The organism is Flexithrix dorotheae DSM 6795 (genome assembly GCF_000379765.1).
Classification (GTDB): domain Bacteria; phylum Bacteroidota; class Bacteroidia; order Cytophagales; family Flammeovirgaceae; genus Flexithrix; species Flexithrix dorotheae.
The window spans coordinates 68,672-84,341 of sequence record NZ_KB903430.1 but is presented as its reverse complement, the minus strand read 5'-3'; the positions used below and the strand labels follow the sequence as shown (position 1 = coordinate 84,341).

The window sequence follows — 15,670 nt, the reverse complement described above, 5'->3', positions numbered from 1 at the left end:
TCAAAAAATAACATGTTTGCTTAATTGCAACGAATGAAAAATCGGAAAATATACCTGCTATTCCAATTTTAAATTGAAGTAAATTTTTAGTTATCCTAAGGGAATTTTTAATTTTGAATGATATAATCTCAATATCAGGTACTTGTGAGTGCCGGTTTTAACAACATTTGAGGTTGAAGTACCGGGTTTGGGAAAGTGTGATTTTAAAAAGGAGGGACGAATTAATCTTCCTTTTAAAAATTTAGCATGATAAAAATACCTATAATGCTAATTCTGGCATTTTATTTATATAAGGTACCTGTGTGCTACCTGCAATAACATTTTTGGTTGTCATAGTTGGACAAAAACAATGGATTTTTTAAAGAGGATATAATTTTTCAAATTCAATTCTCAATTCAGCGATTTATGTTTATAATCTGCTGAATCATAATATTCACATTATTTACTCAGGCTAATTCCAATAATTAATTGAAACGATTAAACATAACATATTATCTAATATCCACAAGCATTTTTTTGCTGAATTTAAATACGCTGACTTTTGCCCAAACACCAAAAGTTGTAGTACAAACGGGGCATACACAGGAAGTTAAAGCGGTTAGTTACGGGCCGGATGGAAAATATATTGCCACTGCCGGAGCTGATAAAACTATTAGGATTTGGCTGGCTTCTAATGGCAAGGAACTGAAAACTTTTCAAGATCATACCGAGGGAATAAATACAGTGGCTTATAGCCCCGATGGCAAATACCTCGTAAGTGGAAGTTCGGATGAAACCATCAAAACCTGGGAAATAAGGACAGGAAAACGCATCAGAACATCTTATGGGCATAAATCTGCAGTTTCTTCGGTGGCCTATAGTCCTGATGGGAAATATCTGGTGAGCGGAAGCTGGGACAATACCATAAAAGTATGGGAAACTGCTTTGGGGAGAGAATTAAAAACAATTGAAGCCCATACCGATGCCGTGAACAAAGTGGTGTTTAGCCCAAGTGGGCAAATGATAGGAAGCGCCAGTGATGATGGGAGTGCAAAGATTTGGGAAAGAGAATCAGGAGGATTGATCATGTCCATCAATGATCATGGAGATGCGGTAAATGCAATTGCTTTTAGTCCTGATGGTAAATATGTAATCACAGGAGGTGATGATGAAAAAATTATCATTTGGGAAATTGAATCTGGCAGGAAAGTCAGAACTTTATTTGGGCATAGTGGGGCAATTACGGATGTTACCTACAATATTGATGGAAGTTTGATTTTTTCTGCCAGCGTGGATAAAACTGTAATCATCTGGGATGGAAGAGATTATAACAACCTGGGAAAACTAAGAGGACATTTTTCTGCCATTAATTCCATCAGTTTTAATCCTAAAAACCATCAGCTAGCCAGTGCCAGTGATGATCTTACGGTGAAAATATGGGATACTAACACCGATTACCTGCTTCAAACTTTAACTGGATTTGCTGCGACCACAACTGCTGTAAAATACAGCCCTGATAATGCTGTAATTGCAGTAGGAGATAATGCCAATAATATCCAGATTATCTCTAGAGTTACCGGAAAACCATTGCATATTTTAAAAGGCCATAGCGGGAAGATCAACAGTTTAGCTTTTAACCCCAGCGGGACATTTTTGGTGAGTGGGAGTGAGGATAAAACTGCCATCATCTGGAATGTGAAAAACGGTGCGAAATTAAATACTTTCATTGGGCATTTTGAAGCCATTAAATCAGTTTGCTTTAGCCCTGACGGGCATAAAATTGCCACAGGAGGAAAAGACGAAACCCTGAGGATCTGGAATAGCAAAACCGGAAAGACACTCAAAATGATTAATGGCCATACCGATCAGATTAATGCCATAAAATTTTCTCCTGATGGAAGCCAGCTGTTAAGTGGAAGTTCTGATAAAACCATAAGAATTTGGGATAGTAAATTAGGAACTTCTATTGCCACACTTTCCGGACATGAAGGTGCTGTAAATTGTATTGCCATCACTCCTGATGGCACTAAAATAATAAGCGGGAGTAGCGACCAGACCTTAAAGATTTGGGACGGGAATAATTTTCAGGAACTTCATACCCTCAAAGGGACCTCAGCCCCTATAATTTCAGTGGCCATTAGTCCTGATGGGAAATATGCGGCTGCAGGAAGTGAGAATCAGATTGTAAGGATTTGGAGAATGGAAAATGGTCGCTTGTCCAGAACATTTTTTGGGCATTCAGCAGAAGTGAATGGAGTATCGTTCAGCCCGGATGGTAAATACCTGGCCAGTACAGGCAATGATCAGCAATTAAAAATATGGCTGATTGAAGACGGGTGGGAAGTTTTAAACAGGGTGCATTTTGCCAATGGCAGAGATTATGTAGTCACTAACCTTGATGGCCAGTTTCATGGAACTGAGTATGGAGTAAAAAAGGCTTTGCATTATGTTTTGAAAAATGAAGTGATTTTATTGGAGTCATTGTACGATAGGTTTTTTACCCCTGGCCTGTGGCAATCTACTATTACGGGCCAACCATTGCCTGAAGTAAATAATGATTTATCCGGGGCATTATTAGCTCCTGAAGTATATTTTCTTTCCCCTAACTTACGAAAAGATTTACCTGGCTTTACCAAGACTTCTAAAGGTACCATGAGCGATTCTGCTCAAATTACCTTATTAATAGAGGCCTATGATCAGGGTGGAGGCATTGACAGAATCAAGTTGAAACAGAATGGAAAAGTCATTTATGATACAGACTATGAAAAGGATTCAACCTTTAAGTCTCCTGTAAATGAGGGTGAGACTAAACAGATAGAGGTAAAAGTGACGCTAAGTGAAGGAATCAATAATTTTGTGGTTACTGCTTATAATAATGACAGGGTGGAGACCCCCTATCCGGATGGATTAAAATTAGCCTATAAATCCTTTGTAGTACCAAAATCAAATTTGTATGTACTCACCATTGGAATTAATGAGTATAAAAACAATTCTTACAATTTGAATTATGCCAAAGCGGATGCCCAGGCATTTGAAAGTGCTTTGCATAAAGGAAGCAAAAAGATATTTAAGGAGGTAAAACTCAGGCATATTTTTGATGAGGAGGCAACTGCAAAAAACATAAAAAATGCATTTGAAGAAATTGCAAATGAGGCAGTTGAAGAAGATGTTTTTGTTTTTTATTATGCAGGTCATGGCACCATGTATCATGACGAAGTGGAACAGGAATATTTCCTTTGCCCAACTGATGTTACCAAATTTACCGGGAATAAAAGGATACTGAATACAAAGGGAATTTCTGCTAGGGAATTAAGAGATTTATGCAGGGACGTGAGGGCTCAAAAACAATTACTTTTACTGGACGCCTGTAATTCCGGAGGGGCAACACTTGCTTTTTCCACCAGAGGAGATGTGGAAGAGAAGGCCATGATACAGCTGGCAAGAAGTACAGGCGTAGCGCTTATAGCAGCCAGCGGATCGCAACAATATGCTTCTGAGGTAGATGCGCTGGGTCATGGTGTCTTTACTTATAGCCTTCTCCGGGCAATGGAAGGCATGGCAGATGGTAAAGATCAGGACAAAAAAATCACTGTAGCAGAATTAAAAGCCTTTGTAGAAAGATACATTCCACAAATAAGCGAAAAATATAAGGGAAGTCCGCAATACCCCAATGGTTTTACAAGTGGCCAGGACTTCCCTATTGTGATTATTGAGTGATATTATTGAAGGTGCTTAAAATAAAATACCCAGGGAGGTGAAAATCGCGAAATTTGAATCTGTGGTCATTTCTCCTTTCTTTTCAAAAAGATCCCCGTTTCCTGAAAAATATTTCCCTTCTGTTCTGAAATAAAGATTTGGAACAGGAGAAAAATCTGCACCAGCTGAAATTCCGGTCAGGTTTGGTCCTGTAACACTATTATCAGTGAAAATTACATTACCGGGATCATCAAAATATTCCAGACGGCCAATTAACTTCCATTTGGAAGTGAGTTGGTAATTGGTAATTAAAGAAGTCCCCAGCCAGTTTTGATATTCTCCATTGGCCCTAGTTTCCAGTTTATCCGTTCCTACATCAAAAGCAAAGGCTAAATAGACTTTTGAGGTAGGCTCCCAAATGAGATAAAAGTTGTGAAAAAAACGGAAACTTTCCAGGTTATCCGGAGCATTATTGCCTTCCCCTATGAATGTACTGGAATTTAAAGTAAGATTGCTTTGAGGCTGGAAAGTAATTTGTGTCCCAAGGGCCTTGGCATTGTTGGTTTCAGATATATTTTGCCACCCGTTTAGTATAAGTGCGCTAAAAAACCATTTTTCATTAAGCTGATAACCCAGTTTTATCCCACTTTCATAAAATGGGGAACTATGGGCCACCAGGCTTCTGGTCAGGGTAGGGTTTCCAGGACCAACCCCGCCTTCTATGCCAATATGAGAGCTAAATACCCCTGCATCCAACCATAAGTTTTCGCTTAATTTTACGCCAACATAAGCCTCATAAATATTTTGAAATAACTGTTCTTCAGCTGCATAATTTCTCACAGAATAATCACCAGCCAAAAGTGCAACCGTTCCTCTCAGAAAATCATTTTCATAGCGAACTCCCAGGACTGCGGTATTGATACTAATGTTGTTGTGTTTGGTATGAGAATAGAGGAAATAAGGTCTTTCCCGGGAATCTGGTTCATTAAAGTCGTATCCGTAGTAAACATCCAGAGAGCCATAAACCTGTAATTTACTCTTGAGCGAGTCTGCCTGTTGGGCTATAGTTTGGTATCCTGTAAGGATTAGTACTAGAAGTAAAAGAAATTTCATAAGCGTTTTCCTGTTATTGAATAAGGTTGGTGATTGTTTTTTGAAAAGCCAAAAATTAAGAATCCTTACCCGCAAAAACAATAAATGCAGGTAAGGATTTTTTTAGAAATTTTTTCCTAAATTTTGAAACAATAGATACTTAATAATCAGCAGGTTCTTCTTCTCTTTCTTTGTTTTGTTTTTTACTCCATCGGGGACTTTGCGCTCTGAGTTCTTCAATTTTTTCATTGTAAAACTGAATGTCTTTAAGCTTTTGGGAAATGAATTCATTATCGGTTGTGAATTTTACGATGCCTTTATCGGACTGTTTATGAATATATTTCCCTATTTCCCTGTATGTAGAATTTATCCTGTTTTTAAACTGGGTTATTTCAATTTGAATTCTGCCCGTTTCAATGGCCTTATTGGTTTTTCCCAAAAGGCTTTCCCATCTATGTCTTGCTGTTTTCCAAAAATCGCTCATAATTATTTCCTTAAGTTTGATATTTAAATTACGATTTTTTTGACCCAAATGAAACAAAAATTCTTTCAACGGTAAATAATCAGGCAAAAATTGATGAACGGTTGTAACTTTTTGGTCCATTTATCTATCTTAGTAAGCAAAGGCATAGTAAATTTAGGGAATTTTATTCTTTTAACTTTTTTATGTTTCTTTGAAATTTAGCTTCAGGGGAATGAATAAAACTAAAAGCAAAAACAAAAAACAATTTGATGTAACCCGGGCCCAGGTAGACCCAAAATTACAAGGTGCAAAACTGGCCTCTTTTCAGAGAAGAAGCCTTGCCTATATTTTAGATTGGGCTATAATTTTGCTGGCTACCAAATATTTATGGTTTACAGTTTTGGCTGGGATGGGGATTTTGTACATGAGCCGAAAGCTGAATTTAACCATAAAGGAGGGGAGAAGGTTGTTGAATCGCAACCTTCACTTAATGGATGAGAAGCTGGAGGAGTACGAGATTGAGGAAAAAGTAAGGCGAGGATTAGGGAAATACACCAAATATTATGTTTATGGTTTTATTATTTTTTTGGTTGGAGCCTCCGTGCTGATGGCAATTGAAATTGTATTCGGAACATTTATTCCGGATGATTTTAAATTAGTAATTCCTGCAATAAAAGAAGCAAATATTAATGATCCCATTGATGGGATGAATGAAGGGCTGAAGTTGTTTTCCAGAGCAGTTGGAGGGGTGGTTTATTTTTCATTTTTTACCTGGAAATGGCGAGGTCAAACTCCTGCAAAACGCCTGATGGGTATCCGGGTGGTAAGGCTAAATGGATTAAAATTACGGCTTTGGGATAGTGTGGAAAGAGTTTCAGGATATACTGCATCTGCAGCCTTATTCCTTATGGGTTTTTTCCAATATTTCTGGGATATTAATCATCAGACCACACATGATAAAATTTCCGAAACCATTGTGATTATAGATGATAGAGAGGCGGAAACGGAGGTAGGTAATTCAGAACAGACATTTGAGGAGGAAATAGTATGAAGAAATTTTTATTCATTATCGGTGTGCTCTTTTTTTGGAATTTTTGTGTACTTGCCCAGGATAATTGGGACAAATTGGCGGATGTGAAATTTGAAACCAAAAAAGATCAGGGTTACCAAATTGATTATCCGGTTTTTGGAAATGAGGTAAAGTCACTAAATGGAAAGGAAATTACGCTAAAAGGTTTCATCATTCCCCTTGATGAGATGATGAGTGAGGATAAAATTGTACTTTCCTCTCTTCCATTTAATTCCTGCTTTTTTTGTGGAGGTGCCGGTCCGGAAACTGTAATTGAAGTTTATACTGCAAAAAAGATTGATTATACCAACGAAATGATTTTTGTAAAAGGATATTTTTATTTAAATGAATCTGATCCTAACCAACTCATGTATCTTTTGAAAGAGGCCAAACAGGTTTCAGGAGAAAATTAAGATTTGCCCTTTTTTGGGTGAGGAAGGTAAGCCTTTTGACATAGTTCAGCCATTTCTTGAGTGTAAATTCATTGCATTTTTTCAAGAATATTGCTTTAAAGCGAAAAAAATATAAGAATAATTCAAAATTTAGCGGGTATATTCATACTTTCGCTGCAGAAAATTTTGGAAACACAAGTTTTCGATTAAATATTATGAATTATTCACAAATAGCCTGGCTCATTTTTTACTGGCTATTCTTTTCTGTAAATGTTTATTCCCAGGAGAAGGACGAAGAAGTGCTCCAACGTATTTTCAATGAAGTACTGGTAAATGGAGAATGTTATGATAACCTGGAATATCTCACCCAACAAATTGGCGGAAGACTAAGTGGATCACCCCAGGCTGCCGCAGCTGTAAATTGGAGCAGACAGGTGATGGAGGATTACGGCTTTGATAAAGTTTTTCTTCAGGAAGTAATGGTGCCTCATTGGGTAAGAGGCAAAAAGGAAGTGGGGAAAATTGTGAATTCTGAGAAATTAGGTAGTGTTGATGTAAATATTTGCGCCTTAGGCAATGCGGTGGGTACAGGAGATAAAGGTGCAGTGGGAAATGTGGTAGAGGTACATTCTTTTCAGGAACTGGCCGATTTGGGAGAAGAAAATATTAAAGGGAAGATTGTCCTTTTTAACCGCCCGCTTGACCCTACCAAAATACAAACATTTGAAGCATACGGAGGTGCTGTAAATCAAAGGGGAAGTGGTGCTTCGGAAGCCGCAAAATATGGCGCTATCGGTGTGGTAGTCCGGTCTATGACTACTGCTCTGGACAACATCCCCCACACTGGTGCTTTAAGATATGCCTTAAATATTCCTAAAATTCCGGCAGTAGCCATCAGTACAAATGATGCCGAACTTTTAAGCAGCCTGCTAAAAGATGATAAAAATCTGAAATTTTATTTTGAGACCCATTGCGAAATGAAGGAAGATGAACTGTCCTATAATGTGATTGGGGAAATTACAGGTACTGAAAAACCAAATGAGTTTATTGTAGTGGGTGGTCATCTGGATTCATGGGATTTGGGTGAAGGTGCGCATGATGATGGAACTGGATGTGTACAGTCCATAGAAGTTTTACGGACACTGAAGAGTCTGGGAATTAAGCCTAGGCACTCGATTAGGGCGGTAATGTTTATGAATGAGGAAAATGGATTGAGAGGCGGTAGGAAATATGCAGAGCTTGCCAAGGAAAATAAAGAAATTCATTTAGCTGCTTTAGAATCCGATTCTGGTGGATTTACCCCAAAAGGATTTGGAATTAATGCAGATGAAAAAGTCATAAAAAAAATTGCCTCATGGAAACCATTGTTTTCTCCTTTCAAAATCTATGATATTGAAAAAGGAGAAGGCGGGGCAGATATTAGCCCTTTGAAAGCTCAGGGGGTTAGTTTAATTGGTTTCAAACCGGATTCACAGCGATATTTTGACTATCATCACACCGAAATTGATACTTTCGATAAGGTAAACAAACGAGAATTGGAGCTTGGAGCGGCTTCAATGACTGCCTTAATTTATCTAATTGATAAATATGGGCTTTAAATATTGACAAATTGATATTAGTTTTTTAACTTTAAATAGAATTATTTCAATAATTTATTAGATAATTCTACTCTACTACTAGCAAGAATGTCCTTCATCCGGTTTGCGTTTTTTGTTTTATTAATTTTTTAGTGAACCATTACTAGTTTTTGGAGTATCCTGATTAAGTATTTGATTCTTCTAAAACAAAAGGTTCGCGTTTTCGCTCATTAATTTTTGTTTAGTATAAAACCATGATCTGGATTTTTGAATTTTTTGTATTAGTCTACATTATTGTATCTTCAATTGCATTGGTTGTTTATGCCTATAAGAGATTTTTACAATACCTTACACCACTTAAGGGTTATGTGGTAAGTTTACTCTTAATTTTAACCCTGGTTTCATTTGATTTTGTGGTATTTAATTTTACCAATCAGAAGATAGATGATCTGAAAAATCAACAGGAAACAGTGGATATGACTTATTGGAATTAAGATTAAGCTATAAAAGATTATTAGAAACTTCAATGCCATCTTTTTAGTGATGGTATTGAGGTTTTTTTGACTTTGGTGTAGCTATTTAAGAGTAGAAACCTCACTTTCGTGAACCTTTTGGGGAATGTATATAGTGAATACAGATCCCTTTTCTAAAACACTTTTTACTCTTATTATGCCTTCAAGATGCTCTATCGCTTTTTGGGCTACATACAGACCAAGCCCATTTCCCTCCGATGTAAGCGAGCCTATGAAAAACATATCGAAGATTTTGAGAATGTATTTATCTTCTATTCCGGGGCCATTGTCTGAAATGGTGATGATGATCTCATTGTCCTTGTTTTTGGTGAAATCTACTTTTATTTCAGGGTGGGTTGATTTAAAAGTTAGTGCATTTTCGATAATTGTTTTTAAAATTAGCTTTATCATCCTGGGTTTGGAGTAGAATTTCAGGTCTTCCGGGTAGGTGAATGTAATGTATTTTGAATCCTGTTCGAACTTCTTTTGGACATAAGAAACCAGAGAATCAATGCCCAGGATTTCCATCTCTCCAGGAGCTTTATTGATTGTACTAATATCCAGAAGTTTTTCGAGGGTGCGACCCATATCGGCTAACACTTTTTCAAAGTTTTTCCAGTAGCCTTGTAGTGGGGCATTATTTTCCAGTCTTGCAAGCTGAACCAACCCGGCTATTCTGGCTAATGGTCCTTTAAGATCATGTGAAGTTCTGTAAAGGAACATGTTGAGTTCTTCCTTAGTAAGAATTAATTCTTCTGTTCTAACCGCTACAATTTCCTCCAGGTTTTGATTGATGATTTGAATTTCTTCATTTTTCTTTTTTACAAGTTCCTCGTTTTCTCTGATTTTCAGGTAAGCTTTTTTCAGAATTCCTTCATTCGTAGATAATTCTTTATTGATGCCTTTCAGAATTTCTGATTGGGTAAGCAGTTCTTCATTTACTTGTGAGAGCTTTTCGGATTTACTGAGAATTTCATCTCTTTGAGAGGCGATCTTTTTGTTTTTTTCTTCCAGTTTCTTGTTTTTCTCTTCTATTTCTTTGGTCCTTTTGTTTACAATCGACTCAAGTTCTTCATTTACTTTTAATTGAAGTTCCTCGTTTTTCTCCAATTGATTAATTAATTCTTGTTGTGTTTCCCGCTTCTTTTCTTCGTTCAATTTGATTTTATAACCCAATCCCAATGAAAATACTATTAGTTCTAATAATACTCCCAGTTGCCCAAAGAATGCATAATCATGTGCATTATTGAAATGTAAAAAAATAGAGATAAATCCACCTAATGCCAGGGATGCATTTCCTATTAAAGCATATTTTAAAAGCCTGACTTTTTTGGGAATTATGTTGAGCATGGTGAAACCAAATGCTAATTGACAGAGTAGTATCACATTTGATGAGGTAATCGCATGATAGGTTTGTGAAGTCAGTTTTTGGTAAATTAATGATAAAAAAAATGAGATTACACTGATATATGCACACCATTTTATAAGCTTATCCCACCTAGGAGCATGTTTTTTAGTGTCCAGGAATTTTCTAAAAAATGAAAAATAAAAGTAAGGGGTTAGTGGCAGTAATGTCCATAGATAGTAATTGATTTCAGGTGACTCGGGGAAAAGACAAATTCCGGTATAACCAAAATTCCATAGAAAATAAAAGGATATAGACAATACATAAAAACCATAATAAAGATAAGTTCGGTCCTGGTTCCCCAAATAAACCAAAAAGCTGAGTATTAATATAATCCACAGAATACCCTGGAAAAAACTCTGTTTTATAAATACAAATCTATTCTCCTTTTCCCACTTTTTTGTGTTGACTAATTTGGGGGTAATACTAGGCGTGAATCCGGTACCAGAATAGACTTTGAAATAGATGGCCCGGGTCTGGTTGGGTAGGAGTGATAATTTGAAAAGACAATCCTTTCTTGTAGTGCTTATATCTTTTTTAGACTCGTGTATTAACTCTCCTGCATACTTTATGGTGAAACTATCATCAAGTCCTTTATAGTACAATTCAACATAATTATTCTTGTTAACAGTCAGGTATATTTCCAATAGAGTAGCAGAGGCGTTCCTCAACTTGAATTTACCCCAATAATTACTGTGGGCATTTTTGATTTGTTTGTTTCTATCGAATTTTTGAAATCTTTTTGCAAAGGTATCTGAAGCGATTTCTTCTATGCCCAGTTGGGCGGTGGTATCTTCGTAAAGTTCAAGAAACTGATCCAATTGTGGGTATTCCAGTTTATCATGGTCAATAACCAGCACCTCTTGCCCGAACAACAGACTTGTTCGAAGTAGAATAATGAATGAAAATGCTAGGTATATTCGCATAAATATGTCTGAAATTTAGTTATGCTACAAGCTTTGGTTGATTTGCTACCTCATCTTTCGGTTTGGGATAATTGTATGAATTCATTTGCAGGATATTTTGTGATAAGGGAACAAAACCACCTTGGTTTATAAACTATTGAAACTAAATATCATTGTTTTAGTTTAGCCTTGTTAGCAATCCAAGATATTGATCATATTCATCTTCAGAGATAACCTGAAATTCCCATCCAGTCCGGGTGGCTATTTTAGCCATTTTGCTAGCATCAATATAGAGCCACTTAAACCAATCACCCTTCTCTCCCTTGTATTCGTACTGGTATTTTATCTCACCAAAGTATTGGTTAACAGGGAGGGGCTGGTCTTCATATAAGTAGGAAATATCACTGGAATCGAAGATGATTTTCCCACCCACTGGCAACATTTTCTTCAAATGGCTTAGCAGTTTTTGAAGGCCCTGAATAGTTCCGGCTATTCCAATGCCATTCATCATCATCAGAATGCTTTGGAATTTCCTGTTTTGAAAATCAAATATGTCGGTTTGAATAATGTTTTTTATACCTCTTTGCTGCATGATTTCTACACAGCCCGGAGATTTTTCAAGAGCCAAAACTGATTTGTTTTGTTGTTGTAAGATCAGGGAATGTACTCCGGTTCCCGCACCAATATCTAGAATGTTGTCTTCACAATAGCTCAAAGCAATTTTCTCCATGGGCTGAAGATCTTTTGGAAGCCTTAAAAAAATATCTTGTGGCACCTCCTCCCTTGTTTCATAAGAGGTGTTTAACCACAATTTTTCTGTGGTATTTCCATGAAAATAATCCAATAAGGCTTGTCCAAAAATATCCTTTTCTTCTTTGTAGTGCATTATGCCTCATATTTTACCATCGACTGGCAAAAACCATCCATTGTTCCACCCCGGTTAATTTCTCCAATAGAAGCGCCTCCCAATAATTCCCAACCTTCACTCAATAATTTTTTCACCTCCTTTTCTACAAAACGGGGATTCGAACTACTGATAATTTTATAATCTATTACTTTCCTTGACATTTTAATTTGAGTTTTATCTGTAATAATACTTTTTGAGTTTAAGCTAACGAGTTGTATTTCTTTCTATTTGAAAATTAATATTTCCTTTTCGTGAATTTAAAAATAAATTTAATTTTTAGACTCAAACTATTCTAATACTATGTTATTCAAAGTTGTTTTTATCGTACTATAAACTGATCATTTTACCTTTAACCAATGCTTTTTAAACCTGGTATTGTGTTCTAATTTAATTTGACTTACATTTGTTTTAAATATGAGCAATAAAATGACTTTTTGATTAACATTTTTTGCAGATAAATCTATAAGCCAACCTTTTATCAGTTTGGTGACCAAGCCAAATAATCCTATTTCTAAATTACAATATAGCCGGCACAACAACCTCTATTGGTAAAGATGATTTTAGTGTGCCCAACATTTCAATTCCACTTTTTGTAAGGCAAATGCAAGATTTTCTAATTGTTGGAATTGAGTATATGTATTTAAATTGCCACACCTATTATAGTTTTCGTTATGGCACACTTTCTCCTAAAGAATTGGTAGAAGAAGCTTTGCGGTTTGAAGTGGAAACACTTGTGTTGACTGATATTAATAATACATCAGCAGTGTTTGATTTTATTGGTTTTTGTCGGGAGAAGGGGATAAAACCGGTTGTGGGGATAGAGTTCAGATCGGAGCAGAAAGAAGAGTTGGAGTATATCGGAATTGCCCAAAATAATGAGGGATTCAGGGAATTGAATGAGTTGCTATCAGGACGGCAGGAGCAGGCCGGGGATATATTTAGGAAGAAAAAGGAGGATTGCAAACATGTGTTTTTTATCTATCCTTTTAATCCTGGTAAACAATTGTATCTGCCTGGAGAAAATGAGTTTATCGGAATAGGGCTTAAAGATATTACCAAAGTATTGGCTATGCATTTGAATGGTGTTTTTGCTGAAAAAATGGTGGTGTTGCATCCGGTTTCTATTAAAAACAGGAAGGATTTTGCCACACACAAATTGCTCAGGTCAATTGACATGAATAAATTATTATCGATGGTACCTGAAACCGCAACCGGAAGACCTGATGAATATTTTGTGCCCATCAGTAAGCTAAAACAGGCTTTTAGCCTGTTGCCGGATATTGTAAGGAATACAGAGCATTTGCTTGATACATGTGAAATTACATTGGATTTGCGGTGCAATAAAAACAGGAAAACTTATACTGGCGATTTGTATAATGACAGGATGTTGTTAGAAAAACTGGCCTACGAAGGTTTGGAATACCGCTATGGCAAAGATGATAAAGAGGCTGCGGAAAGAGTTCGAAATGAGCTTGAACTCATTGAAAAACTTGAGTTCGCCAGTTATTTTTTAATCACCTGGGATATTACTGGTTATGCTACTAATCGTGATATTGTGCATGTGGGAAGAGGAAGTGGAGCCAATAGTATTGTGGCATATTGCATGAAAATTACAGATGTAGATCCCATGGATCTGGGTCTTTATTTTGAGCGGTTTATTAATCCCGAACGAACTTCTCCGCCTGATTTTGATATTGATTTTTCGTGGAAAGACCGGGATGTGGTGATTGATTATATGTTTAAAAAATTTGGTCCGAAACACACTGCTTTATTGGCGAGCTACAATACTTTTCATGAACGATCGGTGGTGAGAGAATTGGGGAAAGTATTCGGTTTGCCGAAGTTGGAAATAGATCGGATGATAGAAGAACCAGAACATCCTGATTGCCAACACAAAATAGCAAAAACAATCCGGTATTATGGGAAAAAAATAGCTGGTTTCCCTAATTATTTGTCAATCCATGCTGGAGGAGTACTGATCAGTGAAGCTCCAATTACCAGCTATACCCCTCTGGAGCTCCCTCCCAAAAATTTTAATACGGTCCAGTTCGATATGTATGTGGCTGAGGAAATTGGTTTATATAAGTTCGATATTCTTTCTCAGCGAGGACTTGGGCACATTACCGAGGCTGTGGAAATTATTCGGGAAAATCAGGGAGAGGTGATTGATATTCACAGGGTGAAAAAATTTAAAAAAGATAGGTTGTTACTGGAAAAGGTGAAGCAAGGGAAGACTATTGGCTGCTTTTATGTGGAATCTCCGGCTATGCGAGGTTTACTTACCAAACTCATGTGCAATTCTTATCTGGATATAGTGGCCGCTAGTTCCATTATTCGGCCTGGAGTAGCTAAAAGTGGTATGATGCGGGAATATATTTCCCGATTCCACAACCCAGAAGGTTTTAAGTATTTGCATCCTAAAATGGAAAAACTGCTGAAAGAAACCTTCGGAATTATGATCTATCAGGAAGATGTGATAAAAGTGGCACATCATTTTGCCGGCCTGGATTTAATCGATGCTGATGTGCTGAGGAGGATAATGTCGGGTAAAAAACGAGTGGAAGACAAGTTTGAAAAAATCAGGATTAAGTTTTTTGAGAATTGTAATGCTTTTGGTTATCCCGAAAAAATCTCCAAAGAAGTCTGGAGGCAAATAGAAAGTTTCTCAGGGTATTCATTTTCCAAGGCGCATTCTGCAAGCTATGCAGTGGAAAGTTTCCAGAGCCTTTATTTAAAAACTTATTTCCCGCTGGAGTTTATGGTAGCTGTAATCAATAATTTTGGAGGGTTTTATAAAACTGAATTTTATGTGCATGAAGCCAGAATGGCCGGAGCTACCATTCATGCGCCTTGCATTAATAACAGTGAATACCTTACTACTATAAGAGGAAAGGAGATTTATTTGGGGTTTATTCATCTTCAAAATTCGGAAAAGAAGATTATAGCGCAGCTGGTAAAGGAAAGGAAAAATGGACTATACAAAGATTTAAGAGATTTGGCAGAAAGAGTACCGATAAAATTGGAACAACTAATTATTTTAATCAGGATTGGCGCTTTTCGTTTCACTGGGGTTTCCAAGAAAGTGCTGTTGTGGGAAGCGCACACCCTAATGTATCGAAAGCAGGATAAAAAATTGCAGGAAACAACTGCTTGTTTATTTTCAGTAAATGCTAAAAAATATAATTTACCAGAGCTGGAGGAAGATGAAATCGAAAATATTTATGATGAAATAGAATTGTTGGGTTTTCCGCTCTGTTCACCATTCGAATTATTGAAAACAAATTTCCGGGGTGAGGTGGAAATTGATGAGCTGATTAACCATGTTGGGAAGTCGGTTCGGATTGTGGGGTATTATGTATGCCAGAAAAGTTTGAGAACTTCTGGTGGAAAACCCATGGCTTTTGGTACATGGTTATGTGCAAAAGGAAATTTTTTTGATACCACGCATTTTCCAAATTCGCTTAAGAAATATCCATTTCGGGGCACAGGATTATATTTAATTAAAGGGAAAATAGTTGAAGATTTCGGCTTTTCCAGCATTGAAGTGGAGAAAATGGCGAAACTTGGTGTAAAAGGGGTGTGATGGGAAATGGACTTGGGAGGCGAAATGCTACAAGAATAATTATTTACTTCAACTTCAAAAATGACATTGTTACTTTTTTTATAACAATCA

11 protein-coding genes are annotated in these 15,670 nt (G+C 36.8%); 6 read left to right on the top strand and 5 right to left on the bottom strand.

The genetic code is table 11. From position 1 onward, the window contains the following. Positions 1–516 precede the first annotated feature (516 nt). Positions 517–3,696, top strand: coding sequence for a WD40 domain-containing protein (locus tag A3EM_RS45330; RefSeq protein ID WP_020526164.1), 3,180 nt, complete (start codon positions 517–519; stop codon positions 3,694–3,696). A 15-nt stretch (positions 3,697–3,711) separates the two neighbouring features. Here the strand turns inward: A3EM_RS45330 and A3EM_RS0100350 are convergent, their stop codons facing one another. Beyond that, a complete protein-coding gene (locus tag A3EM_RS0100350; RefSeq protein ID WP_026210009.1) occupies positions 3,712–4,788 on the bottom strand; it encodes a porin in 1,077 nt (358 codons plus the stop codon). Between the two features lie 139 nt (positions 4,789–4,927). After that, entirely contained in the window at positions 4,928–5,251 is a 324-nt protein-coding gene (locus A3EM_RS0100345) for a hypothetical protein (protein ID WP_157637689.1), read from the bottom strand. Positions 5,252–5,462: 211 nt separating this feature from the next. Here A3EM_RS0100345 and A3EM_RS0100340 point away from each other — a divergent pair, with 211 nt between their 5' ends. From A3EM_RS0100340 to A3EM_RS0100325, 4 genes are all read left to right on the top strand, one after another. Further along, positions 5,463–6,281: an RDD family protein gene (locus A3EM_RS0100340; protein WP_020526161.1), complete on the top strand. Its 819-nt coding sequence runs from the start codon at positions 5,463–5,465 to the stop codon at positions 6,279–6,281. After that, entirely contained in the window at positions 6,278–6,712 is a 435-nt protein-coding gene (locus A3EM_RS0100335) for a hypothetical protein (protein WP_020526160.1), read from the top strand. The genes A3EM_RS0100340 and A3EM_RS0100335 overlap by 4 nt, the downstream gene beginning before the upstream one ends. A gap of 194 nt (positions 6,713–6,906) precedes the next feature. After that, positions 6,907–8,289: a M20/M25/M40 family metallo-hydrolase gene (locus tag A3EM_RS0100330; RefSeq protein ID WP_044237116.1), complete on the top strand. Its 1,383-nt coding sequence runs from the start codon at positions 6,907–6,909 to the stop codon at positions 8,287–8,289. A 233-nt stretch (positions 8,290–8,522) separates the two neighbouring features. Next, complete coding sequence (locus A3EM_RS0100325) at positions 8,523–8,762, top strand: hypothetical protein (RefSeq protein ID WP_020526158.1); 240 nt, start codon at positions 8,523–8,525, stop codon at positions 8,760–8,762. Positions 8,763–8,843: 81 nt separating this feature from the next. Here the strand turns inward: A3EM_RS0100325 and A3EM_RS0100320 are convergent, their stop codons facing one another. The 3 genes from A3EM_RS0100320 to A3EM_RS0100310 all read right to left on the bottom strand — a co-directional run bounded on the left by A3EM_RS0100320 (position 8,844) and on the right by A3EM_RS0100310 (position 12,158). Next, positions 8,844–11,111: a sensor histidine kinase gene (locus A3EM_RS0100320; RefSeq protein WP_083925146.1), complete on the bottom strand. Its 2,268-nt coding sequence runs from the start codon at positions 11,109–11,111 to the stop codon at positions 8,844–8,846. Between the two features lie 157 nt (positions 11,112–11,268). Further along, positions 11,269–11,976, bottom strand: a complete 708-nt coding sequence (locus A3EM_RS0100315; protein ID WP_020526156.1) for a class I SAM-dependent methyltransferase — start codon at positions 11,974–11,976, stop codon at positions 11,269–11,271. After that, complete coding sequence (locus A3EM_RS0100310) at positions 11,976–12,158, bottom strand: DUF1737 domain-containing protein (protein WP_020526155.1); 183 nt, start codon at positions 12,156–12,158, stop codon at positions 11,976–11,978. The genes A3EM_RS0100315 and A3EM_RS0100310 overlap by 1 nt, the downstream gene beginning before the upstream one ends. 440 nt (positions 12,159–12,598) lie before the next feature. Between A3EM_RS0100310 and A3EM_RS0100300 the strand changes: the two genes are divergently transcribed. Further along, on the top strand, positions 12,599–15,580 hold the full coding sequence (locus A3EM_RS0100300; RefSeq protein ID WP_245576476.1) for a DNA polymerase III subunit alpha: 2,982 nt from the start codon (positions 12,599–12,601) through the stop codon (positions 15,578–15,580). Positions 15,581–15,670 lie beyond the last annotated feature (90 nt).

Coding starts and splice junctions, on each gene's coding strand:
- A3EM_RS0100310 (WP_020526155.1), bottom strand. CDS start 12,158: ATGTCAAGGAAAGTAATAGATTATAAAATTATCAGTAGTTCGAATCCC.
- A3EM_RS0100300 (WP_245576476.1), top strand. CDS start 12,599: ATGCAAGATTTTCTAATTGTTGGAATTGAGTATATGTATTTAAATTGC.
- A3EM_RS0100340 (WP_020526161.1), top strand. CDS start 5,463: ATGAATAAAACTAAAAGCAAAAACAAAAAACAATTTGATGTAACCCGG.
- A3EM_RS0100335 (WP_020526160.1), top strand. CDS start 6,278: ATGAAGAAATTTTTATTCATTATCGGTGTGCTCTTTTTTTGGAATTTT.
- A3EM_RS0100315 (WP_020526156.1), bottom strand. CDS start 11,976: ATGCACTACAAAGAAGAAAAGGATATTTTTGGACAAGCCTTATTGGAT.
- A3EM_RS0100345 (WP_157637689.1), bottom strand. CDS start 5,251: ATGAGCGATTTTTGGAAAACAGCAAGACATAGATGGGAAAGCCTTTTG.
- A3EM_RS0100350 (WP_026210009.1), bottom strand. CDS start 4,788: ATGAAATTTCTTTTACTTCTAGTACTAATCCTTACAGGATACCAAACT.
- A3EM_RS0100325 (WP_020526158.1), top strand. CDS start 8,523: ATGATCTGGATTTTTGAATTTTTTGTATTAGTCTACATTATTGTATCT.
- A3EM_RS0100330 (WP_044237116.1), top strand. CDS start 6,907: ATGAATTATTCACAAATAGCCTGGCTCATTTTTTACTGGCTATTCTTT.
- A3EM_RS0100320 (WP_083925146.1), bottom strand. CDS start 11,111: ATGCGAATATACCTAGCATTTTCATTCATTATTCTACTTCGAACAAGT.